This is a genomic window from Catellatospora chokoriensis (assembly GCF_011297315.1).
GTDB lineage: Bacteria > Actinomycetota > Actinomycetes > Mycobacteriales > Micromonosporaceae > Catellatospora > Catellatospora citrea.
Window position 1 is genome coordinate 63696 of record NZ_JAAOTI010000023.1, and the last position, 22256, is coordinate 85951.

24 protein-coding genes and 1 pseudogene are annotated in these 22256 nt (G+C 72.7%); 15 read left to right on the forward strand and 10 right to left on the reverse strand.

What is annotated here, in order from left to right:
- Positions 1–154: 154 nt before the first annotated feature.
- The 3 genes from HAV39_RS29505 (at position 155) to HAV39_RS29515 (ending at position 2338) form a co-directional block, all read left to right on the forward strand.
- Positions 155–838, forward strand: a complete 684-nt coding sequence (locus HAV39_RS29505; RefSeq protein ID WP_120317276.1) for a response regulator transcription factor — start codon at positions 155–157, stop codon at positions 836–838.
- A 121-nt stretch (positions 839–959) separates the two neighbouring features.
- A complete protein-coding gene (locus tag HAV39_RS29510; protein WP_239120566.1) occupies positions 960–1484 on the forward strand; it encodes a SigE family RNA polymerase sigma factor in 525 nt (174 codons plus the stop codon).
- Positions 1481–2338, forward strand: coding sequence for a hypothetical protein (locus HAV39_RS29515; RefSeq protein ID WP_191842444.1), 858 nt, complete (start codon positions 1481–1483; stop codon positions 2336–2338). Before HAV39_RS29510 ends, HAV39_RS29515 begins: the two co-directional genes overlap by 4 nt.
- Positions 2339–2435: 97 nt before the next feature.
- Here HAV39_RS29515 and HAV39_RS29520 read toward each other — a convergent pair whose 3' ends face one another.
- From HAV39_RS29520 to HAV39_RS29530, 3 genes are read right to left on the reverse strand one after another with little or no spacing between them, the layout of a single operon-like run.
- Positions 2436–2819 carry a type II toxin-antitoxin system death-on-curing family toxin gene (locus HAV39_RS29520; protein WP_191842445.1) on the reverse strand — a complete coding sequence of 128 codons (384 nt, stop codon included), beginning with the start codon at positions 2817–2819 and terminating at the stop codon, positions 2436–2438.
- Positions 2816–2995, reverse strand: coding sequence for a hypothetical protein (locus HAV39_RS29525; RefSeq protein ID WP_191842446.1), 180 nt, complete (start codon positions 2993–2995; stop codon positions 2816–2818). The genes HAV39_RS29520 and HAV39_RS29525 overlap by 4 nt, the downstream gene beginning before the upstream one ends.
- Positions 2996–3015: 20 nt before the next feature.
- Positions 3016–3846, reverse strand: coding sequence for a DUF3109 family protein (locus HAV39_RS29530; RefSeq protein ID WP_239120567.1), 831 nt, complete (start codon positions 3844–3846; stop codon positions 3016–3018).
- 43 nt (positions 3847–3889) lie between these two features.
- On the opposite strand from HAV39_RS29530, the gene HAV39_RS29535 reads away from it, so the two are divergent.
- Both HAV39_RS29535 and HAV39_RS29540 read left to right on the forward strand, forming a co-directional pair.
- Positions 3890–4816 (forward strand): Ppx/GppA phosphatase family protein, encoded by a 927-nt coding sequence (locus HAV39_RS29535; protein WP_191842447.1) that lies wholly within the window; start codon positions 3890–3892, stop codon positions 4814–4816.
- A gap of 20 nt (positions 4817–4836) precedes the next feature.
- Positions 4837–5640 carry a sugar phosphate isomerase/epimerase family protein gene (locus HAV39_RS29540; RefSeq protein WP_230690100.1) on the forward strand — a complete coding sequence of 268 codons (804 nt, stop codon included), beginning with the start codon at positions 4837–4839 and terminating at the stop codon, positions 5638–5640.
- A gap of 139 nt (positions 5641–5779) precedes the next feature.
- Here the strand turns inward: HAV39_RS29540 and HAV39_RS29545 are convergent, their stop codons facing one another.
- From HAV39_RS29545 to HAV39_RS29555, 3 genes are read right to left on the reverse strand one after another with little or no spacing between them, the layout of a single operon-like run.
- Positions 5780–6376 carry a CGNR zinc finger domain-containing protein gene (locus HAV39_RS29545; RefSeq protein WP_191842448.1) on the reverse strand — a complete coding sequence of 199 codons (597 nt, stop codon included), beginning with the start codon at positions 6374–6376 and terminating at the stop codon, positions 5780–5782.
- An 18-nt stretch (positions 6377–6394) separates the two neighbouring features.
- Positions 6395–7561, reverse strand: a complete 1167-nt coding sequence (locus tag HAV39_RS29550; RefSeq protein WP_191842449.1) for a glutathionylspermidine synthase family protein — start codon at positions 7559–7561, stop codon at positions 6395–6397.
- Positions 7562–7567: 6 nt separating this feature from the next.
- Complete coding sequence (locus tag HAV39_RS29555; RefSeq protein WP_230687110.1) at positions 7568–7807, reverse strand: hypothetical protein; 240 nt, start codon at positions 7805–7807, stop codon at positions 7568–7570.
- A 120-nt stretch (positions 7808–7927) separates the two neighbouring features.
- Between HAV39_RS29555 and HAV39_RS29560 the strand changes: the two genes are divergently transcribed.
- The 7 genes from HAV39_RS29560 (at position 7928) to HAV39_RS29590 (ending at position 14923) form a co-directional block, all read left to right on the forward strand.
- Positions 7928–8884 carry a proline dehydrogenase family protein gene (locus HAV39_RS29560; RefSeq protein ID WP_191842450.1) on the forward strand — a complete coding sequence of 319 codons (957 nt, stop codon included), beginning with the start codon at positions 7928–7930 and terminating at the stop codon, positions 8882–8884.
- A gap of 48 nt (positions 8885–8932) precedes the next feature.
- Positions 8933–10309 (forward strand): hypothetical protein, encoded by a 1377-nt coding sequence (locus HAV39_RS29565; RefSeq protein ID WP_191842451.1) that lies wholly within the window; start codon positions 8933–8935, stop codon positions 10307–10309.
- A 127-nt stretch (positions 10310–10436) separates the two neighbouring features.
- The gene (locus HAV39_RS29570) at positions 10437–12230 is read left to right on the forward strand and encodes a hypothetical protein (protein WP_191842452.1); all 1794 of its coding nucleotides are present in this window, start codon (positions 10437–10439) and stop codon (positions 12228–12230) included.
- A gap of 155 nt (positions 12231–12385) precedes the next feature.
- Positions 12386–12595 (forward strand): helix-turn-helix domain-containing protein, encoded by a 210-nt coding sequence (locus HAV39_RS29575; protein ID WP_120321539.1) that lies wholly within the window; start codon positions 12386–12388, stop codon positions 12593–12595.
- A gap of 100 nt (positions 12596–12695) precedes the next feature.
- A complete protein-coding gene (locus HAV39_RS29580) occupies positions 12696–12797 on the forward strand; it encodes a 30S ribosomal protein bS22 (RefSeq protein ID WP_007465623.1) in 102 nt (33 codons plus the stop codon).
- A 180-nt stretch (positions 12798–12977) separates the two neighbouring features.
- Complete coding sequence (locus tag HAV39_RS29585; protein WP_191842453.1) at positions 12978–14066, forward strand: NAD-dependent epimerase/dehydratase family protein; 1089 nt, start codon at positions 12978–12980, stop codon at positions 14064–14066.
- Complete coding sequence (locus HAV39_RS29590; RefSeq protein ID WP_191842454.1) at positions 14063–14923, forward strand: lysophospholipid acyltransferase family protein; 861 nt, start codon at positions 14063–14065, stop codon at positions 14921–14923. Before HAV39_RS29585 ends, HAV39_RS29590 begins: the two co-directional genes overlap by 4 nt.
- A 9-nt stretch (positions 14924–14932) precedes the next feature.
- On the opposite strand, the gene HAV39_RS29595 is transcribed toward HAV39_RS29590, so the two are convergent.
- The 4 genes and pseudogenes from HAV39_RS29595 to HAV39_RS29610 form a co-directional block, all read right to left on the reverse strand.
- Positions 14933–16084 (reverse strand): TolB-like translocation protein, encoded by a 1152-nt coding sequence (locus tag HAV39_RS29595; protein ID WP_191842455.1) that lies wholly within the window; start codon positions 16082–16084, stop codon positions 14933–14935.
- The gene (locus HAV39_RS29600) at positions 16081–16911 is read right to left on the reverse strand and encodes an HAD family hydrolase (protein ID WP_191842522.1); all 831 of its coding nucleotides are present in this window, start codon (positions 16909–16911) and stop codon (positions 16081–16083) included. The genes HAV39_RS29595 and HAV39_RS29600 overlap by 4 nt, the downstream gene beginning before the upstream one ends.
- Positions 16912–17351: 440 nt before the next feature.
- Positions 17352–18200, reverse strand: a pseudogene (locus HAV39_RS29605) (DUF5667 domain-containing protein); the annotation flags it as partial.
- 133 nt (positions 18201–18333) lie between these two features.
- The gene (locus HAV39_RS29610) at positions 18334–19143 is read right to left on the reverse strand and encodes an ECF subfamily RNA polymerase sigma factor, BldN family (RefSeq protein ID WP_373311753.1); all 810 of its coding nucleotides are present in this window, start codon (positions 19141–19143) and stop codon (positions 18334–18336) included.
- A gap of 557 nt (positions 19144–19700) precedes the next feature.
- On the opposite strand from HAV39_RS29610, the gene HAV39_RS29615 reads away from it, so the two are divergent.
- From HAV39_RS29615 to HAV39_RS29625, 3 genes are all read left to right on the forward strand, one after another.
- On the forward strand, positions 19701–21209 hold the full coding sequence (locus tag HAV39_RS29615) for a class I adenylate-forming enzyme family protein (protein WP_191842457.1): 1509 nt from the start codon (positions 19701–19703) through the stop codon (positions 21207–21209).
- 75 nt (positions 21210–21284) lie between these two features.
- Entirely contained in the window at positions 21285–21515 is a 231-nt protein-coding gene (locus HAV39_RS29620) for a glutaredoxin family protein (RefSeq protein ID WP_191842458.1), read from the forward strand.
- 60 nt (positions 21516–21575) lie between these two features.
- Positions 21576–22232, forward strand: a complete 657-nt coding sequence (locus HAV39_RS29625; protein WP_191842459.1) for an HAD family hydrolase — start codon at positions 21576–21578, stop codon at positions 22230–22232.
- Positions 22233–22256: the final 24 nt, after the last annotated feature.

The window sequence follows — 22256 nt, forward strand, 5'->3', positions numbered from 1 at the left end:
CCGTCGCACCCGGCCGGCGGCTCCGCCCCGGCAGACTTGAACCAAGCGGCCGACGCCGTGAATCTCGCAGCCGAGGACGCGACCCCCGCGGCGGCTGCGAACCCCGCACGACCGGCACAGACCGGCTGACTGGCAACTGCGAAAGGTGGGCGTGATGTCCCGCGTACTGGTCGTCGAGGACGAGGAGTCGTTCTCGGACGCGCTGTCGTACATGCTGCGCAAGGAAGGTTTCGAGGTGTCCGTCGCGGCCACCGGCACCGCCGCGCTCACCGAGTTCGACCGCACCGGCGCGGACATCGTGCTGCTCGACCTCATGCTGCCGGAGATGTCCGGCACCGAGGTGTGCCGCCAGCTGCGCCAGCGCTCGCACGTGCCGATCATCATGGTCACCGCACGGGACAGTGAGATCGACAAGGTGGTCGGCCTGGAGATCGGGGCCGACGACTACGTGACCAAGCCGTACTCCCCGCGCGAGCTGGTCGCCCGCATTCGGGCGGTGCTGCGCCGGCAGACCACCGACGTGGTCGAGGTGGCGGGCGGCACGCTGGCCGCCGGTCCGGTGCGCATGGACGTGGAGCGGCACGTGGTCACCGTCGACGGCGCGCCGGTGCAGCTGCCGCTCAAGGAGTTCGAGCTGCTGGAACTGCTGCTGCGCAACGCGGGCCGGGTGCTGACCCGCGGCCAGCTGATCGACCGGGTGTGGGGCGCCGACTACGTCGGCGACACCAAGACCCTGGACGTGCACGTGAAGCGGCTGCGCTCGAAGATCGAGCCGGAGCCGTCCACGCCCCGTTACCTCGTCACCGTCCGCGGCCTGGGTTACAAGTTCGAGCCGTAGATCGGCATCCGCCGACCCTGAGCAGCTCCGCCCGGTGCCACGGGCGGAGCTTCTTTCCTGTGGGGGGAGTCAACCTTCAGGTGGGCCGCGTCGTCCTTGGTGGGCGACGAGAGGAGAGCCTGTGCGGTCACCAGACGCGTACGCCGGACTGGCGGACCTGGTCGCGGAGCGCGGCCCGGCCCTGCTGGCCACGGCGGCCCTGCTCAGCGGCGGGCGCGCCGGCGGGGAGGACCTGCTCCAGGCAGCCCTGGAACGCCTGATGCGGGCCTGGCGCCGGGTCGACGGCGACCCCGAGGGTTACCTGCGCCGGACCATGTACCACCTGGCCGTGGACAGCTGGCGGCGACGGCTGCGGCGGCGCGAGGTCGTCGCGACGGTCGAGCCGCCGGCCCACCCGGACGGCACCGACCGGTTCGCCCTGCGCCAAGCGCTGGTGCAGGCCCTGGCGCAGCTGCCGGCGCGGCAGCGGGCGGTGCTGGTGCTGCGCTACTGGGAGCAGCTCAGCGAGGCCGAGGCCGCCGCGGTGCTCGGCTGCTCGGTGGGCACGGTGAAATCCAGCGCCTCGCGCGGCCTGACCCGGCTGCGCGAGATCACGGCTGCCTGGGCTCTCGACGAATCCCCACTGCGGATCGGAGCACCCTCATGAACATCGACCTGGAAGACGAGCTGGCGACGGGGATGCGGGAGCACACCGCCGATCTGAAGCCGAGCGCGGACCTGCTGGACCGGGCGGCCCGCCGCAACCGCAGGCGCACCGCGGCCATGGCGTCGGGCACCGGCGTGTTCGCCCTGGCGGCGGTGGTGGCGGTGGCGATGACGGCGCTGGGCGGCACGCCCGCCGCACCGCCGGTCGAGCCGGGCGCGCCGCCCGCGCCGGAGCTGCTGACCGTGGCGATGGTGCAGGAGCGGGCCGTCGCCGCGCTGGCCGCCGACGACGTGCAGCACATCGTCCAGACGGTCACCTACCGCAGCACCACCGATCATGGCGAGTGGTGGTTCGACCAGGTGACCGGCGACTCGCACATCACCCACCTGCAGGGCCCCGGCGGGGCGGTGCAAATGGACCTCTGGCAGCTGGTACGCGACGACAAGCTGACCATGACGCAGGTCTTCCACCGCGACCGGAGCTATCTCGTCCACGAACGGCCGCTCGACGGGCAGCACCCGGTCGGCCCGGCCGGCAGCACCCCCGACGAGCTGCGCGCGGCGCTGCAGCGGGGCGAGGGGTACACCCTGGTCGGCCCCGAGGACCTGGCCGGCCGGGCGGTGCTGCACCTGCGCTTCGACTTCGAGGACGGCTCGGACGAGCTGTGGGTCGACGCGGAGACCTACCGCGCCGTACGCCGGGAGATCGTCAAGCGCACCCCCGACGGCGACTCGCGCAACCGCATGGACTTCGAGTGGCAGACCCGCACCGCGAAGTCGCTCGCGCCCCTGACAGTCGTCGTCCCGTCCGGCTACACCCAGCGAGTCCTGCCTCCGGTCGACGGACCCATGTAGGTTCCCGCGCTTTCGGGGAAACTGCGCGAATCCGGTGCCGGATTGCCGCAGTTTCCCCGAAAGCGCACGAGCTTCCGCCGGGCGGCGCGTCCATGGGTCAGTAGAGGGCGCGCAGCGCCTGGGCGATCTCTTCGATGTCGCGGAGTTGGCCCGTGCAGACGGCGATGACCAGGTCGTATGCGGCGTCCTGGTCGAGGGCCGCGAGTCGGCGGCGGCTCACCGCGCCGTTGACGGTCAGGAAGGCGGTCGCGGTGATCCAGCCGATGCGCTTGTTGCCGTCGACGAACGCGTGGTTGCGGGTCAGCGATTGGAGCAGCGCCGCCGCCTTGGTCCACAGGTCGGGGTAGGCGTCCGCGCCGAACGCGGTGCTGCGCGGGCGGGCCACCGCCGACTCGACCAGCCCCGGATCACGTACCGCCACCCCGAGCCGGTCCGCGATCGCCAGCACGTCGGCGTACGTCGGGACGTAGACCTCGCTCACTGGGCGAGCCGGGCGAGCAGCTCGGCGTGCGCGCTCGTGATCTCCTGCACGGCGGCGGCGAAGCCCTCCGGGCCGGGCTCGATCTCGTCGAGGTCGTCGAGCGCGGCCAGGCGCTCCTCGTCGTCGACCGCGGGCTGGCCGGGGGCCTGCCGCCCGCGAAGCTGCTCCTCGCTCATGTGCGCTCCTCGTGACATCGTTATGAATCGAGGTTAGCCGGGCGGGCAATGAGTGTGAGCGGGGTGCGGCGGCGGGCCTCGACCGTGGCGGGGTGCTCGGCGACCAGGCCGCGCTTGTCGCGCTCGGCGCACATCTCGGCCAGCCGGGCGTACGCCTGCTCGCCGACCAGCGCGGTGAGTTCGGGGCCGTAGCTGACGTACATCGGCTCGGCGCCGACGTGCGCGTCCGGCGACGAGGTGCACCACCAGTGCAGCTCGTGCCCGCCCGCGCCCCAGCCGCGCCGGTCGAACTCGCCGATGACCGATACCAGGATCTTGGTGTCGTCGGGGCGCTTGACCCACTGCTGGTCCCGGCGGATCGGCAGCTGCCAGCACACGTCGGGCTTGTAGGTCAGCGGGTGCACCCCGTCGCGCAGCGCCTGGGCGTGCAGCGCGCAGCCGCCCCCGCCCGGGAAGTCGGCGTCGTTGAGGAAGACGCAGGGGCCCTCCTCGCCGTCGGGGCCGTGCTGGATCGCGGTGCGCCGGGCCGGTTTCTCGTCGTGCAGCTCGTCCAGCTCGGTCCACTTCTCGAAGCCGCGTACGTGGTGCTGCCAGGTGGTCTTGTCCAGGCGTTTGACCGCGGCCTTGACCCGTTTGACGTCGTCGGCGTCGGTGAAGAAGGCGCCGTGCGAGCAGCAGCCCTCGTCCTCCCGGCCGGCGATGATGCCCCGGCAGGCGCTGCCGAACACGCAGGTCCAGCGCGACAGCAGCCAGGTCAGGTCGGCGCGGATCAGGTGGGCCGGGTCCGCCGGGTCGGCGAACTCGATCCACTCCCGCGGGAAGTCCAGCGAAGTCTCGCCCTCATGGTCCACGATCCCAGCCTACGGCGGGCGCGGGCACCGATAACGTAGGCGCATGCGGCTTGGTGTCCTCGATGTCGGATCCAATACAGTTCATCTCCTGGTGGTCGATGCGCACCGCGGTGCCCATCCGTGGCCCGCGCACTCCCAGAAGGAGCGGTTGCGCCTGGCCGAGCAGCTCGGCGAGGCCGGTGAGCTGACCATCGCCGGGGCGGACGCGCTGGTGAAGGCGTGCGAGCAGGCCAAGAGCGCGGCCGAGCAGCAGGGCGCGGAGGAGCTGATGGCGTTCGCGACCTCGGCGGTCCGCGACGCCACCAACTCGGCCCAGGTGCTGCGCCGGGTCTACGAGGAGACCGGCGTCGAGCTGCGGGTGCTCTCGGGCGAGGACGAGGCCCGGATGACCTTCCTCGCGGTACGCCGGTGGTTCGGCTGGTCGGCGGGCCGGCTGCTGGTGCTCGACATCGGCGGCGGCTCCCTGGAGATCGCGGCGGGCATCGACGAGGAACCCACGGTGGCGGTGTCGCTGCCGCTGGGTGCGGGCCGCCTCACCCGGCGCTGGCTCAAGAGCGACCCGCCGGGCGCGGCCGAGCTGGCCGCGTTGCAGTCCTACGTGGACGAGCAGCTCATGCATCGCGAGCTGGACGGCCTGCGGGGCTGGGAGATCGCCGCGGCGACCTCGAAGACGTTCCGGTCGCTGGCCCGGCTGGCCGGCGCCGCGCCCAGCGGCGACGGGCTGTGGGCGCCGCGCGCGCTCACCCTGCAGGGGCTGCACCAGGTGCGCGGCTTCATCCAGCGGATCCCGTCGGCGGGTCTGGCCGAACTGGACGGAGTGAGCGCCAGCCGCGCCCACCAGCTGCTCGCGGGAGCGGTTGTGGCGGAGGCCGCAATGCGCCGGCTGGGCATCGATGAGCTGCGCATCTGCCCCTGGGCGCTGCGTGAGGGAGTCATCCTGACGCGCCTGGATCAGCTCTCGGCGGGGTGAGCGGGGCTACTCTGGACAACGTGTCCGTTCCCGTGCTCCTGTCCAGCTCGTCCGTTTTTCCCGAGCCCACCGCCGCCGCGTTCGAGCTGGCGGCGTCCCTGGGCTACGACGGGGTCGAGGTCATGGTGTGGACCGACGCGGTGAGCCAGGACGCCGGCGCGCTGCGCGGGCTGTCCCAGCACTACGGCGTGCCGGTGCTGTCGATCCACGCGCCCTGCCTGCTGGTCACCCAGCGGGTCTGGAGCAGCGACCCGAAGGAGCGGCTGCGCCGCGCGGTGATCCTGGCCGACACCCTGAGCGCGCCCACGGTCGTGGTGCACCCGCCGTTCACCTGGCAGCGCGACTACGCGCGCGGGTTCGCCGACACGGTGGGCAAGCTGGCGCACCGGCACACCGGGGTGCGCATCGCGGTGGAGAACATGTACCCGGTGCGGATGGGCCGCCGCCAGGTCGTGCCGTACCACCCGGGCTGGGACCCGACCGAGGCCGGCTACGACTCCTACACCCTGGACCTGTCGCACTGTGCGGCGTCGCGCTCCGACGCCTTGGAGATGGCGGACACGATGGGCGCCGGGCTGGCCCACGTACACCTGGGTGACGGCACCGGCGAGGGCCGGGACGAGCATCTGGTGCCCGGCCGCGGCACCCAGCCGTGCGCTCGCCTGCTGGCGGGGCTGGAACAGCGCGGCTTCACCGGGTCCGTGGCGATGGAGGTGGCCACCCGCAAGGCGGGCAGCCGCGCCGCCCGGGAGGCCGACCTGGCCGAGGCGCTGGCGTTCGCGCGTACCCACCTGGGCGCGGGCGTCGCCCCCACCCGCTCCTGAGCGGCCCCACCGGCACGCTCCCACCCGCTCCGCTCCGCAGGCCGCCGCTCTACGTATGTGGTTTGCAAGGCGCCCTTCCTTCAACAAGCGCGGGCCGCTCCCCGGAGGGGGAGCGGCCCGTGGTGGTTGAAGGAAGGGGTCAGCCGACCGGGGTGAGGGTGGACTGCTGGGGGACGGCCGGCTTGAGCTGGGCCTTGGAGTGGGCGGCGAGCTCGGTGACCGCGGCCTTCTTGCGGGCGCGGTGGGCCGCCACGTGCGAGCGGGTGGCGCAGCGCTCGGAGCAGAAGCGGCGGCAGTTGTTGGACGAGGTGTCGAGGTAGACGTTGCCGCAGCGGTCGTCGGCGCAGACGCCGAAGCGGGCGCTGCCGTACTCGCAGAGCCACACGGACAGGCCCCAGACGGCGCCGGCCAGGTACTCGGCGCTGACCGCGGAGCCGCGGCTGGTGACGTGGATGTGCCAGTTCCCCGACTCGTGGCCGGAGATGCGGGGATGCACCGGATGGGCTTCGAGCAGCGAGTTGAGCTCTTCGACGGCCTCGCGTTCGCGGCCGTGGGCACCGTGCTCGAAGACCTCGCGCAGGCGCCGCTGTGCCTTGCGGAACACCTGCAGGTCGCGTTCGGTGGCGTCCTCGCACATCCAGTCCGGCCCCGGCAGGACCGCGCGGAGCTGGCTCAGGTCGTCCAGCGGCGCGTTGACAAGATCAACGGCCGTTCGGGCGTACGCATCGAAGTTCACCCGACAAAGGTAGTGCACCTACGGCGTGCGTGGGGTGTCAACATAGTGGGGTATGAACCGGGCGTGACCGTCGGTGATCAGGCTGGTGCTCTCGCGTAGCCCCAGTCCCGCCGACTCGCCATCGATGATCCACGAACCCAGCACGACGTGGTTGCCCGCAAACGACGGCAGCGCACGGAACTCCTGGAAGCAGTGCCCGCCGGTGTCGTAGATACCGTCCGTGACCTGCTCACCTGCCGCAGTGACGATCCGCACATTGGCCCCCTCGCGGCCGAGCAGCGGCTTGGCCACGTACTCGGCCATGTCCCGCGGCCCGTCCAGGTATGCGGGCAGCAGCAGCTCGTGCCCGGGGTGGAGCTCCCAGAGCACGGCCAGCAGCGCCTTGTTCGACAGCAGCAGCTTCCAGGCCGGCTCCAGCCAGGTGGTCGGGGTGCCCGGGTCCAGCGCGAGCCGCCCGTACGGCTCGGCGACCATCCACTCCCAGGGGTACAGCTTGAAGATCGTGCTGATCGGGTCGCCGCCGCTGTCCCGGAAGCGCCGCCCGTCCCAGGCGATGTCGAGCATCGGGGTCACCCGCACGTCCAGGCCCGCCTGGTGCGCGGTGTCGGCCAGGTAGCCGACGGTCATCAGGTCCTCGAACGTCTCTTCCAGGTTCGACCACGCGAAGTGCACCGGACCCGCGGCGAACTGGGGTCCGAGCCTGCGCCAGGCGGCGATGAGGCGCTCGTGCAGGCTGTTCCACTGGTCCAGGTCCGGCCGGGTGTCGGTGAGCCAGAACCACTGGATGATCGACGCCTCCAGCAGCGAGGTCGGCGTGTCCGCGTTGTACTCCAGCATCTTCGGCGGGCCGCTGCCGTCGTACCAGAGGTCGAACCGGCCGTACAGGGTCGGCGGCTGCTCCCGCCACACCCGGCGCACCTCGGGCACGGCCCAGGCCGGGATGCCGAAGTCGGCCCACCGGTCCTGCTCGACCACGTGCCTGGCGGCGGCCAGCGACATCAGGTGCAGCTCCTCGGTCGCCTCCTCCAGCCGCAGCACCTCGTCCAGGGTGAACGCGTAGCAGGCCGACTCGTCCCAGTACGGGGTGGTCGCGCCGTCGTCGAGCTTGGTGTCGGCGTAGAGCATGCCCTGCGCCCGGACCTTCTCCCGCCAGTCCGGGCGCGGTTCGACCTGGTGCCGCTGCACGGGCGATCAGCCGCCGCAGGAGGCGAGGTGGGTGCCGAAGCCGCCCGAATCGGGCAGGGCCTCGGTCGGGGCGGGAGGTTCGGCCAGCCGGATGCCGGAACTGCCGGCGGCGAACACCGTCTGCTGCGGGTCGGGCTGACCCCAGCAGTCGTCGTCATCGTCGTCCAGGGCGCAGGCCAGGCCGGCGACGAGCAGCACGACCCCACCGATGATCACGGCGGGGGAGCGGAGCGGGTTGGAGTTCACAGCTGAAGTTTGTAGCCGACGCACACAACCCCTCCTTCACCGAGATATCGAGGCGTGTTCTTGTATACATGGGGCAGGAGTCCTGTGAGTCGCCCGGCACAGGCGGGTTACGCTGCCCTCATGCTTCGCTCCGTGATCCTCGCCGCCGCCCGATCCCAGAAGGTGGAACGGCTCGTAGAGACCGCCCCGATCAGCCGCGACGTCGTCAAGCGCTTCGTCGCCGGCTCCGGAACCGGCGAGGCGCTCGCCACCACCAGGCAGCTCGCGGACGCCGGACTCTGCATCACCCTGGACAACCTCGGCGAGGACACCCTCACCGCCGACCAGGCCAACGCCACCAAGGAGGCGTACCTGGAGCTGCTGGCCGCCCTCGGCCAGGCCGGGCTCACCGCGGCCAAGAACGGCGGCGGCGAGGCCGTCACCGTGGCCACCGCCGAGGTCAGCCTGAAGCTGTCCGCGCTCGGCCAGGCCTTCGACGAGCAGCTCGCGGAGAAGAACGCCCGCGAGATCTGCGAGGCCGCCGCGGCGCTGGGCACCACGGTCACCCTGGACATGGAGGACCACACCACCACCGACTCGACTTTGGACATCCTGTCCCGGCTGCGCCGCGACCACCCGGGCACCGGCGCGGTGCTGCAGGCGTACCTGCGCCGGACCGAGGGCGACTGCCGGGAGCTGGCCACCGCCGGGTCCCGGGTGCGGCTGTGCAAGGGCGCCTACAAGGAGCCCGAGCACGTGGCCTACCAGGCCCCGCTCGAGGTGGACAAGTCGTACGTGCGGTGCATGAACATCCTGATGGCGGGCGAGGGCTACCCGATGCTGGCCACCCACGACCCGCGCCTGATCGCCATCGCGCAGGACCGGGCCCGCTGGTTCGACCGCTCGCCGGACGAGTTCGAGTTCCAGATGCTCTACGGCATCCGCCCCGAGGAGCAGACCCGCCTGGCCCGGGCCGGGCACACGGTGCGCGTCTACGTGCCCTACGGCACCGAGTGGTACGGCTACCTGATGCGCCGCCTCGCCGAGCGCCCCGCCAACCTCGCCTTCTTCGGCCGGGCACTGATCTCGAAGAAGTGACCGTCCGGCTGATCAACAAGGCCGCGTCGATGGGTAGCGTCCTCGTCCGTGAACGCCGAGGACGCCGCTCCCTCCGCTGACGGGTCCTCGCCTCCGCCCGTGCCCGTCCCGGGCGCGCCCTACCCGTACCCCACGCTGTGGCCGGACCCGGCGCTGCTGCACCGGCCGCGCCGCCGCTGGGGCTGGGTGGTCGCGCTCGTCGCGACCGGCCTGACGCTGGCCTGCGCCGCCGTGGGCGGCCTCGCGGTGGTGCTGGTCCCGCCGGTGCTGGAGCAGCTCGCCGCGGCCGGCGGCGCGCCCGGCGGCGCGCCCAGCCCCCAGCCGGGCGACCCGCTGTCGGTGCGCCAGGCCTGGGCGAAGGAGCGCATCGACGCGGCGCTCGCCGTGCAGCACAAGGCCCTGCTCGGCGGTGACGAGAGCGGCTACCTCTCGGTGGTCGAGCCGACCGCGGCCGGCGCCCTGGACGGGCTGCGGATCCAGTTCCGCTCGCTGCGCGCGATGCAGGTCGCGGCGTGGAGCGACCGGGGATACCAGCCGAGTCCCACCGGCGACGAGTGGACGGTCCGGTTGAGCAGCACCCCGTGCTTCGTCGTCCCGACGTGCGCCGAGTCGCGCACCCCGTCGGTCATGCGCTGGCGCATCGAGGACGACCGGGCGGTGCTGGTCCACTGGGAACCGGGCGAGAAGGACGGCGGCCCGCCCTGGCAGACCGACGAGCTCGTCGCGCTGGCCGGCTCGCGCACCGTGGTCGCGACCACCCCCGTCTACGCCCGGCACCTGCCCACGCTGCTCCGGGAGGCGGAGAGCGCCGCGAAGGTCGCCGACCGGTACGCCGTCGGGGCCGCCCCCGCCCGCTACCCGGTGTACTACGCCGACAGCCGCGAGTGGGAGCGCTGGTACGGCGGCAAGCTGCCGCCCTGGGCCGGCGGCTACGCCCTCCCGGTGACCGCCGACCGCTACGAACTCGTCCTCAACGGCGACTACCTCCTGCAGGCGGGCCTGGGCGACCTGATGCGGCACGAGCTGACGCACGCCGCGTCGCTGACCGGCTCGTCCGGTGGCTACGGCGCCTGGTGGCTGGTCGAGGGCCTGGCCGAGGAGGCCGCGATGAACGGGGCGCAGCCGACGAGGTACGAGGCGCTGGCCGAGGTGCGCACGTTCGTGAAGTCCTGGAAACGCGACCTCGCGCTGATCGCGCCGGGCGAGCAGACCTCGGACGACGAGGTGGCCGCCCGCTACGGCGTCGCGTATCTCGCGGTGCACCGGCTGATCGCCCGGTTCGGGTTCGCCAAGGCGATGGCGTTCTTCAAGAACGTGCTGCACCAGCGCCGGGAGCCGGCACTGGCAGCCCCGGAGACGCTCGGCGTGAGCTGGGCCGCGATGCAGCGGGACCTGGTCGACTACGTGCGGCGTACCGCGGGCTGACCGGCGCGCGGGTCAACGGGAGATGGGCGAATCGGGCGCACCGTCTGGATCACCCATGCCGCTCATACCGGATTCGACGGCCGTGAGCCCTACCCGTCGTCGCGACCCGTTGGTAGCCTCCACGTCCGTGCCCCCCGAGGACGAGACCCACTCCGCCGGTTGGCCCCCGCCCGCCGATCGACGCTCGCCCGACGAGACCGGCACGGGGGCCGTGGACCCCTGGGCGCGCAGCGCCCCCGAACTCCTGCCGCTCGACGACGAGGACCCCACCCCCGCCGCGGTGATCGCGGCGGCCCACTCCGCCGCGCCACCCGACGACGAGCAGCCCACCGCGCCGCTGGCCGGGTACGCGCCGTCCCAGGTCGAGCAGCCGACCCTCCCGCTGGCCGGACACGCCCCGCCGATGGAGTCCACCTTCGTGCCGCCGCCCGCGCCGATGCCGCCGGTCTCCGCCGCGCCTGCCGGTCTTCCGGCACCGCCGGTCTCCGCGCCTGCCGGTCACCCGGCACCGCCGGTGTCGGCGGTGCCGGGTGGTTATCCGGTGTCCGGGACACCCGTGGGGCATCCGGCATTTCCCGCGTCCGGTGTGCCGGGCGGCTATCCGGCGGGCTGGCCGCCACCGCCATCGCTACCGCCACTGCGGCCGCGGCGGCGCTGGGGGCGGCTGCTCGCGATCCTCGCTTTCATGCTGGTGGTGGTCTGCCTCATCGTGGGCGGGCTCGCCGTGCTCGCGTTCCCGTGGCTGAAGAACCGCATCGACGGCGCCGGACCGACCGGCGCGCCGAGTCCCGGTCCGAACGCCCCGTTCGCCACCCGCCAGGCGTGGATCAAGGACCGGATCGGGACGGCCCTGACCACGCAGGGCCGGGCGCTGCTGGCCGGTGACGAGGCGGGCTACCTGTCCGTGGTCGACACGGCCGCGCCGCAGGTGCTGGACGGGATGCGCACGCAGTTCCGGTCGCTGCGCGCGATGCGGGTGGCGGGTTGGACGGAGGAGCCGAGCAATCCGACCCCGGTGTCGGCCGAGGGCGGCGAGCAGTGGTCGACCGAGTTGCGCGGCACGCCCTGTTTCGTGACGCCGACCTGCGCCAAGGCCGGCGCGCGGTCCCAGACCCGGTGGCGCATCCGCGACGGCCGGGCCTGGCTGATCGAGTGGAAGCCGGTCGCCGAGCAGCCGTCGCCGCACCCGTGGCAGGTCGCGGAACTGGTCGCCGACGCGGGTGAGCGCACCGTGGTGGCCACCACGCCCGAGTACGCGGGCGAGCTGCCGACCCTGCTGGCCGAGGCGGAGAAGGCGGCCAAGGTCGCCGACCGGTTCGCCCGCGCGGACGCGGTCCCGTCGCGGTACGTCGTCTACTACGCCGGCCCGGACGAGTGGCGGCGCTGGTTCACCTGGAGTCCCGGGGACACGGTCTCCGGCGTCGCGCTGCGGGTGAGCGTGGACCGCTGGGAGCTGATGCTCTACGACGACAACATCACGCCGGAGGTGCTGGGCGGGGTGCTGCGCCACGAGCTGACCCACGCGGCGTCGCTGGCCGGGCCGTTCAAGGACGGCGACACCATGTGGTGGCTGCACGAGGGTCTGGCCGAGTACGCCCTGATGGACGGCGGCCGGGTGCGCGACTACCTGCGGCTGCCCGCCATCCGGCAGCTGGTCGAGGACGGCTGGAACGGCGACGTGGAGTTCGCGAACCCGGCCAAGGGCACCAAGGGCTGGATCGTCTCGGCCCGGTACGGCATCAGCGCGCTGGCCGTGCGGCACCTGGCCGACCGGTTCGGCGAGGCGCGGCTGGTCGAGTTCTTCCACAAGGTGGTCCACGACGGTGTGACGGTGCCGGTGGCGGCCCGGGAGACGCTGGGTGTGGAGTGGCCCGACCTGGAGCGCGAATGCGCCGACTTCATCCGTCACAGCGTCGCCTGAACATGCCGCGATCAGCCCGATCTTGACGAAAGGCTCGCATCGGTCACAACCGTCCCGGTACCGTACTCATTACACAGGAATCCGTGCTCGCGAGACCGACCGCGATCACGTCGCGCCCCGCGGCGCGGCCTGTACCGGAGGAGGTGGGCCTGCTCATGATCGGATCGACACGACAGGACGCACGACTGGCGGAGGTCAGATTCCTCACCGTCGCCGAGGTGGCGACCCTGATGCGGGTGTCGAAGATGACCGTCTACCGCCTGGTCCACTCGGGGGAGCTGTCCGCCGTCCGGGTCGGCCGCTCTTTCCGGGTCCCTGAGCAGGCGGTTCAGGAGTACCTGCGGGGTGCGTTCTCGGAGCAATAGGTATCCCGACTCACCCTGACGGTGACCCCTGGCAGTGGGCTCGCGGCTGCTCGGCTACCCTGAACGGGTTCCACCACCGTCAACTTCGAGGGGATGCCATATGGGCTCCGTGGTCAAGAAGCGCCGCAAGCGCATGGCGAAGAAGAAGCACCGCAAGCTGCTGCGCAAGACCCGCGTCCAGCGTCGTCGTCTCGGCAAGTGAGGCCCGCGCCCGGCGCTGAGCTGACCGGCCGATTCGCGGCGCGTGACCGCGCACCACTGGCGAATTCGTTGCGACGGTCTCAGGCCCGGGCGTAGTCCCGCGAAACCCCGCTGCGGGCCGTACGGCTCGCGGGGTTCGCGGTGCTTCTCTTCATTCTTCGCCGCCCCGGGGAGGCGCGTCATGACCGCGGTCGCCAACGGTTCCGCCGCCGATCGCGCACGCGCTCCCCGGGTCGTCATCGTCACCGGCGTCAGCCGGTTCCTCGGCGCGACCATCGCCGCCCGGATCGCCGCGGACCCCCGGGTCCACAAGGTGGTCGGGGTGGACCTGGTCGACCCGCCTGCCGAGCTCGCGCCGCTGCTGCGCGACGTCGCGGTGCGCCGGGTCGACCTGACCGGGGGCGCGTCCTCCCTGATCAAGCTGGGCGCTGAGGCGCTCGTGCACCTCGCCGTGGTCTCCTCGCCCGATCCGGACGCCGGCGGGCGGGCCGCGATGAAGGACCAGAACGTCATCGGCACGCTCCAGCTGCTGGCCGCGTGCCAGCAGATGCCGTCGCTGCGCCGGCTCGTGCTGCGCTCGTCGACGGCGGCGTACGGCGTCTCGTTCCGCGACCCGGCCGTGTTCACCGAGGACACCGAACCCCGGGACGCCCCGCGCGGCGGCTACGGGCGCGACATCCTCGACATCGAGTCGTACGTGCGCGGCTTCCGCCGCCGGCGGCCCGACGTCACCACCACGGTGCTGCGCTTCGCCCCGTTCATCGGCCCGCAGGCCGACACCGCGCTGCTGAAGTTCCTGGCCCGCCCGGCGGTGCCGACGGTGCTCGGGCGGGACCCGCGGCTGCAGTTCATCCACGTCGACGACGCGCTGGAGATCCTGCGCCGCTCGGTGCTGGAGGACCACCAGGGCACCTTCAACGTGGCCGGACCCGGCACGCTGACCCTGTCCCAGGCGGTGCGCCGCTCGGGGCGCATCGCGCTGCCGGTGCTGGAGCCGGCCATGCACGCCGCCGCCTCGTTCGGCCGCGGGGTGGCCGGGCTCAGCCTGGACCAGGTCGACCTGTTCGTGCACGGCCGTGTGGTCGACACCGCCAAGCTCGTCCGGGAGTATGGCTTCACGCCCCGCTCGACGGCCGACGCCTTCGACGACTTCGTCCAGGCGCAGAAGCCGGGCGCGGTCATCACACCCGCGCTGGTGGCAGCAGCCGAGCAGCGGATGCTCGACATGATCCGGTCGGTGCGCGAGAAGCAGGGGAGGGCAGGCAGGTGACGGTCCCGGAGGTCGACGACGAGTTCGACGAGCGCGTCGCCGCGGGCCTGGCATTCCTGCGTCGCAGGCTGTCCGGGCAGTATCAGATCGACGAGTTCGGGTTCGATCCCGAGCTGACCGAGCAGGTCTTCCAGCCGGTGCTGCGCCAGCTCTACCGCCGCTGGTTCCGCACCGAGGTGATCGACGTCAAGAACCTGCCCGCCGAGGGCGGTGCGCTGGTCGTCGGCAACCACTCCGGCACCGTCGCGCTGGACGCGCTGATGCTGTCGGTTGCCTGCCACGACGAGCACCCGGCCCACCGGCACCTGCGGCTGCTCGGCGCGGATTTCGTGTTCCGCATGCCGTTCGTCTCGGAACTGGCCCGCAAGTCGGGCGCCACCCTGGCCTGCAACCCGGACGTGGAGCGGCTGCTGCACGCGGAGGAGCTCGTCGGCGTCTTCCCGGAGGGGTTCAAGGGCGTCGGCAAGCGCTTCGTCGACCGGTACAAGCTGCAGCGCTTCGGCCGCGGGGGATTCGTGTCGGCGGCGCTGCGCACCGGCAAGCCCATCGTGCCGGTGGCCATCGTCGGCGCGGAGGAGATCTACCCGCTGCTCGGCAACATCAAGCCGCTGGCCCGGCTGATCGGCGTGCCGTACTTCCCGGTCACCCCGACGTTCCCGTGGCTGGGCCCGCTGGGCCTGGTGCCGCTGCCGAGCAAGTGGCTGATCCGCTTCGGCGAGCCCATCGACACCGCGCCGTACGTCGACGGCGCCGACGACCCCGCGGTCGTCTTCAACCTCGCCGACCAGGTCCGCGAGACCATCCAGACGATGCTTCACGAGACCCTGGAACTGCGCCCGGACCCGTTCGCCGCCTGACCCGCCGCGCTACAGCTCACGCAGGTCCAGGGCGTGCCAGCGCAGGGTCTCGTTGTCGCCGGTGGACCACCAGAGCACGCCGCCACGGCAGGCGACCCGGCCCGCGTTCGCGGTGACCAGGGCGGGGCTGCGGGTCTTCAGGTCGTAGAGCTGGACGCGGGTGGTGGTCAGGCCCTGGGTGGTCCGCGTGTACACCTCGAACCGGTCCAGCACCGCGACGTCCGTGATCGCCGACGAGACCGCGCCGGTCGCCGTGCGCAGGCGCTCGGAGCCGTCGGGGCGCACCAGCTCGATGACCGTGGACGCCTCGGTGCTGCCGATGATCAGTGACCGGCACCAGGTGGCCGAGCAGGTCATCAGCTCGCCGGGCTGCACGCCGACCACGATCCGTTCTTCCGTCTGCGGGTTGTTCAGCTCGATCGCGCCCGCGTCCGCCACCGCCTCGCTGACCAGCCACGGCCAGGCGCTGATGGCGTACCCGCCGGCCAGCTCGCGCACGACGGGCCTGCCGCCCGCCAGCGGCACCGTGCGGATCGCGGAGTAGCCGGGCTTGCCGGCGTCGGCCATCCAGCTCAGCTGCCCGTCGTGCAGGGACAGGTCGCCCTGCTTGTCGAAGAGCAGCACGGCGCCGGTGTCGGCGGTGACCAGCCGCGGCGCGCCGCCGTCCAGCCGGGCGGCCCAGATGCCGGTGCGGCCCGCGCCGCCGGCGTCGCCGCTCAGCTCCACCCAGGCCAGGATCGTGCCGTCGCTGGTGAACCCGGCGAACTCGGCCGCGCGGTCCTTGGGCATCCGGCGCAGCTCGCGCTCCTCGCCGCCGTCGCGCAGCAGCAGGCGCAGGTCGTCGCCGCCGGGGGACAGCGCGGTGCCGACGGACGCGGTCGCGCTGACGAAGTAGAGCGGGCTGTACGCGGACCCGTCGGCCAGCATGCCGGGGGTGTCCCGCACGGTGGCGCCCGCGTACGCCTCGGTGAGCGCGGGTTCGGCCGAGCGCGGCGGGGCGGGCCGCTGCGGGCTCAGCGCGAGCATGAAGCCCGCCGCGCCCAGCGCCAGGAGCAGCGCCGCGGCACGGGTCACCGGCAGGGTGCCCGGATGCCGGTGCCGTCCGGGCGGCACCGGGTCTTCGGTTGGCGGCGCGGTGCCGCGTGGTGCGGACAGGGTCACGTCTTCTTCCGGCGCCGGCTCAGCGCCATGCCGCCCGCGACCGCGCCGGCCAGCACGCCCGCGCCCAGCGCGACGGGCACCGCGACCTTGGCGGCCTTGCGCCCGGAGCGGAAGTCGCGGATGTCCCAGCCCTGGGCACGGGCCATCCGGCGCAGCGCGCTGTCGGGGTTGACGGCGACCGCGCGGCCGACGCTGGTCAGCATCGGCACGTCGTTGATCGAGTCGCTGTACGCGGTGCACCGGGTCAGGTCCAGGCCCTCCGCGGCGGCCAGCGCCTCGATGGCGTGCGCCTTGGCCGGCCCGTGCATCATCTCGCCGACCAGGCGGCCCGTGTACGCCCCGTCGCGGATCTCGGCGACCGTGCCCAGCGCGCCGGTGAGGCCGAGCCGCGCGGCGATGACCCGGCCCAGCTCCACGGGCGCGGCGGTGACCAGCCACACCCGCTGGCCCGCGGCGAGGTGCTGGTCGGCGAGCGCGCGGGTGCCGGACCAGATCCGGTCGGCCATCAGCTCGTCGAAGATCTCCTCGCTGAGCCGCTGCACGTCGTCGACCTTCCAGCCCTCGATGAAGGCGAGCGCCGCCTCGCGGGCCTGCGCGATGTCGCCGGAGTGCTCGGCGGCCAGCAGCCGGAACCGGGCCTGGCTGATGGCGAACTTGGCCAGGTCGATGGTGGTGAAGTAGCGCCGTGAGGCGAGGCCGCGGGCGAAGTAGTAGAGCGAGGCGCCCTGCATCATCGTGTTGTCGACGTCGAAGAACGCGGCCCCGGTGCGGTCGGCGGCCGGTGCGGCCGGCTCGGCCAGCGGCATCGGCACGACGGACGGCGGCATCGGCGGCAGGGCCGCGCCGACGGCGGCGATCGGCTGCGCCGGACTGCGACGACGTGCCATCGGGGCCCTCCTTCTGCGGGGAACGCGGTGCACCGGGGTGCCGGTGAGTCCGCGTTCCGGACGGCTAGAGCGTATGCGTCGCAGACCGCCGCACACAGTAGGGGCGCGACGCCGTTGCCGGCCGCCGCGCCCCTGTGATCCGTCTGTGCGAGCTAGCCGAGCAGGCCGCCGAGGATCCGGCCCAGCTCGTCGAGCAGGCCGGTGTCCTGCGTCTGCTCCGGCTCGCCCTCGGTGGCCGCGGGCGAGGCCGAGGCGCTCGGCGCGACCGACGCCTGCGGGGCGGCCGGGCTTGTCTCGCTGCCGGGCTTGGCGTTCTCCTTGGTCTGCGCCGGCTGCGTCTGCTGCTGCTCCGGCCGCGACGGCTGGCTGGCCGCGTTGGCGCAGGCACCGGGCACGGAGCCGAACCGGTCGCTGCCGGTCGAACCCGCGCCGCAGGCCAGCGCCGTGCGGACCGCCGCGGAGCGCTTCTCGATCCGGTCCAGCAGTGACAGCGAACCGGTGACCTTCTCCCGGTCGGTGCTGCCGTCGAGCAGCTGCCCGACGAGCATGCGCTGGTCGGCGACGAAGCGGTCCACCGCGTCCAGGGCGGACGTGTCACGCCGCGCCATCGCGGACGTGATCAGCATCCGGATGCCCTGCGTGGTGTCGCTGTCCATGTCCGTGAGCGCGGCCCCGAACCCGGTGGCGTCGGTGCGCACGGCGTGCGCCTCCGACAGGCGGGTGCGGGCGAACTCCAGGTAGAGCCGGCCGCGGGACAGGTCCGAGCCGGCCAGCGCGAGCTGGGCCTTCTCGGTCTGCCGCTTGACGCCGTAGAGGGCGTCGCCGGGGATCGCCTCACCGCTGGCCACCGACACGCCGGACAGTGCCAGCGTGCCCGCGGCGATGCCGATGACGATCGCCCCACGGGCGCGGACCCGGCCGGGCCTGCGGGCCGACCACGGTGCGCTCGCGCGCTGGTCCTCGACCTCGGGCCGAGCGGTGACGCCGATGCCCTCGCGTTCCGCGGTGGCGATCAGCTGAGCGCGCAGGTCTCGTTTGAACGTCGCCTCGGGCACGCCGGGCAGGGCCACGGTGCGCAGCTGCTGACCGACGGTGACCAGCTCGGTGAGCTGGCCGTCGAGGCGGGACCGGGTGTGGTGACGGCGGCCGCCGTTGGCCTCGTCGAGCAACTGGGCGAAGCGCTCGGCACGCCCACGATCGAACAGGGAAATGTTGTTCACCGCGGGCACCCCCCTTCGCTGATCGCGGTGATGGTTACGGCGAACGCTGAGAATGCCGCTCGCACCCGGTCAAACGGGATCAGGGCACGATCAGTTACGGCCGCCAAGGGTGACGGGGCACCCATGGTGATGTGAGTCACATTCACGGTTGGAACCCCTCGGGCAACAGGCGGGCGAGCGCGCGGACGGCGCGGTACTGGAGGGCCTTGATGGCGCCCTCGTTCTTGCCCATCGCCTGCGCGGTCTCCGCGACCGAGAAGCCCTGGAGGAACCGCAGCACGATGCACTCCTGCTGCTCGGGGTTGAGCTGCTTGACCGCGGTCAGCAGCGCCACGTTCGTGATGTGGTCCACCACCGCCGTCTCGGGGCTGCCCTCGGGGCCCCGGTCCTCCCGGTCGGCGTCCAGGACGTCGCCTGTGGTGACCTCCAGCCGGTACCGCCCGGACTTGAAGTGGTCGGCGACCAGGTTGCGGGCGATGGTGACCAGCCACGCGCCCAGGTCGCGGCCCTGCCAGGTGAAGCTGCTGATGCGCTTGAGCGCGCGCAGGAACGTGTCCGAGGTCAGGTCCTCGGCCAGCGGCCGGTTGCCGACCCGGAAGTAGATGAACCGGAACACCGTGTCGACGTACCGGTCGTAGATGAGCCCGAACGCCTCGGAGTCGCCCTGCTGGGCCCGCTCGACCAGGGTCCACACCTCGTGTGCGGCGTCGCTGGGATCGGGCCGGTCGGGATAGCCGGTGCCGCCGGTGCCGCCCTCCTCGACGGTGGGCAGCACCTGGGTCTCGCCGGCCTCCACGGCGGAGCCGCTGGCCTGGGTCGGGGCGCTGCGCCCGTTGACCCGCCCACCCACCGGCTTGGTGCCGGGTGGCTGGTGCCGGGCCGTGGCGTCGTTGGTCTGCCGAGTGCGGATCCGCTGCGTCCCGCCGTCGCCTCGTACCGCCGTGGCCAGCATTTCGTTGAGCGAAGTACGGAGCAGCGTCAGGCCGTCGACCAGGGCCCGGCGGGCCGCCGCCACTTCGCTGGTGACCAGCTCATCGCCGAACAACAGAGAACTCATCCCGCCACCTCCGCGTGCCCCCAGACCGATCCGTCCCGGTGCTGCGGAGGACGCACGCGCCCCCCGGCATACCGGGCAATCTCCACCATAAGCCGCTGAACACCCATGAGGTACTCGTTCGGTGCGATAAACGGCACAAAGGCCTCCTCAGGCTGAGGGGTGTCGACTCATGGCAAAAAGGGTGAGCCGACCCTGAGGACTATAAAGGCCCCAACTCACCCAGCGGTGTGGAGTCAGTTACACGCCGGACCGAAATGTTGCACCGGCACCCGTAGGTGTCGTCGCACACTTTGTGCGCTGGTGGGAGTACTGACCGAAAGTTTCGACGCGGCTCACCCGGGCGGGTGATGCCCTTGTCGTCCCCGTGACAGTCGGCGCCGTGTCGGCGTCGTGTCAGGGCGGTGAACGCGGGGGGTGGGCTCGCGGGCCGGGCTGTGGAAAACTCAGCCACCGTGAACCTCGCCACACTGCTGCGCCAGCACGCCGCCGCGACACCGGACCGGATCGCGCTGCGCGCGGACGAGGACACCCTGACCTGGGCGGATTGGGACGCCCGGGTCGACGCCGCGGCGCGCGGCCTGCACGCGCTGGCACTGCCCGACTCGGCCGGTTTTCCCGCGCGTGTCGCGATCGCCCTGCGCAACGACCTCGACTTCACCGTCACCCTGCTGGCCGTGCTGCGCGCGGGCCTGGTCGCGGTGCCCTGCAATCCCGGGTTCACCCCCCGCGAGCTGCGCCACGTGCTGGCCGACAGCGGGGCACAGGTGCTGGTCGCCCCGCAGGAGCTGCTGGCCGGGGTCGCCGACGCCGTGCCGCACCCGCTGACCGTGCTGCCGGCCGCCGAGGGCGCCGCGCCCGCCGAGGACGCCGGTGACGGGCTCGCACTGCTGCTCTACACCTCGGGCACCGAGGGCGTGCCCAAGGGCGCGATGCTGCCGCACGCGGCGCTGCTGGCCAACCACCGGCAGCTGGCCGCCGTCGAGCCGCCGCTGGTCGGCCCGGACGACACGGTGCTGCTGGCGCTGCCGCTGTTCCACGCGTACGGCCTCAACACCGGCCTCGGCTCGGTGCTGTTCCACGGCGCGGCGGGCGTGTTGCTGGCCGACTTCGACCCCGCCGGCTCCGCCGCGCTGATCGCCGAGCACCGGGTGAGCGTGCTGGTCGGCGTGCCGCCGATGTTCCTGGCCTGGAGCGCGGTGCCGGACATCGGCGAGCGGCTGCGCTCGGTGCGGCTGGCGGTGTGCGGCGCGGCGGCGCTGGAGCCGGCCGCGGCGGCCCGGTTCACCGCGCTGACCGGGCACACCGTGCAGGTCGGCTACGGGCTCACCGAGACCGCGCCGGTGCTGGCCTCCACCGTCGCCGCTCCGTCGGCCAAGCCGGGTGCCATCGGCCGCCCGCTGCCCGGGGTCGAGCTGCGCCTGGTCAACCGAGCCGGGGAGGACGTGTGGCGCGGCGGCGAGCCGCTCGGCGCGGACGACGAAGACGATCTCGACCTCGACGTGCCGGACTCGCCGGGCACCGACCCGGGCGAGATCGTGGTCCGCGGGGAGAACCTGTTCGCCGGTTACTGGCCCGACGGCCGGGGCGGCCCGGACGCCGAGGGCTGGTGGCCGACCCGCGACGTGGCGTACGCCGACGGCGACGGCGACCTGTTCCTGGTCGACCGGCTCGGCGAGCTGATCCTGGTGAGCGGCTTCAACGTGTATCCGGCCGAGGTGGAGCAGGTGCTGCTGGCGCACCCGGGCGTGGCCCAGGCGGCCGTGCTGGGCGCGCCGCACCCGATGACCGGCCAGCAGGTGCGCGCGGTGGTGGTGCCCGCGCCGCGGGCCGAGGTCACCGCCGCCGAGCTGGCCGCGCACTGCGCGCGCAACCTGGCCCGGTTCAAGTGCCCGAGCGAGATCGAGTTCGCCGACACGCTGCCCTACTCCGTCATCGGCAAGGTGCGCAAAGGCCTGCTGTGACATCGACATGCGGAGTCCGGAAGACATGCGGAGTCCGCTCCGCATGTCGACGGACTCCTTGGGGAGAATGGGGCCGTGACCCGACTGACTCTCTACACCCGGTCCGGCTGCCACCTGTGCGAGGACGCGGTGGCGGTGCTGGCGCGCATCGGCGAGCCGTTCGAAGAGATCGACATCTCCGGGGACCGGGAGCTGGAGGCCGAGTACGGCGACCGCATCCCGGTGATCATGCTCGATGGCCGGGAGCACGGCTACTGGCGGGTCGAGGAGCAGCGCCTGCGCCGCGACCTCGCCAAGGCTTCCTGAGGCTCGCGCCACGGCCGGACCGGGCACCCTGAGCAGGGGCGGCACGGGTAATCTGGCGCGATGAAGCGCGGCGCGAAGCACATCGTCTGGGACTGGAACGGCACCCTCGTCGACGACCTGCACCTGGTCGTGAACGCGACCAACGTCGCGTTCGAGGTGGCCGCGCCCGGCTTGTCGATCAAGGTGACCGCCGACGAGCACCGCCGCGACTTCCGCCGCCCGATCAGTGAGTACTACGGCTCCGTGCTGGGCCGCCCGGTCACCGAGGCCGAGTTCGCCGAGCTGGACCGGGTGTTCCACGACGCCTACCGCACCGGCCTGGCCGAACTGGCGCTGGCCGCGGGCGCGCTGGACGCGCTGCGCGGCTGGACCGGCACGCAGTCGCTGCTGTCCATGTGGTTCCACGACGAGCTGGTGCCGACCGTCACCCGATACCAGCTGACGTCGCACTTCATCCGGGTGGACGGGCTGCGCGAGCGGCTGGGCGGCGAGCAGGCGCACAAGGCCGGCCACCTGAAGCGGCACCTGGCGGAGCTGCGCCTGGAGGGCGCCGACGTGGTGCTGATCGGCGACTCGATCGACGACGCCGACGCGGCCGCCTCCGTGGGCGCGCGTTGCGTGCTCTACACGGGCGGTTTCACCGACCCGGCCAAGCTGCGCGCGTACGGCGTGCCGGTCGCGGACACGTTGCTGGAGGCCGTCGCGCTCGCGGCGTGACGTTCGTCTCTGGAAGCCGGGAGC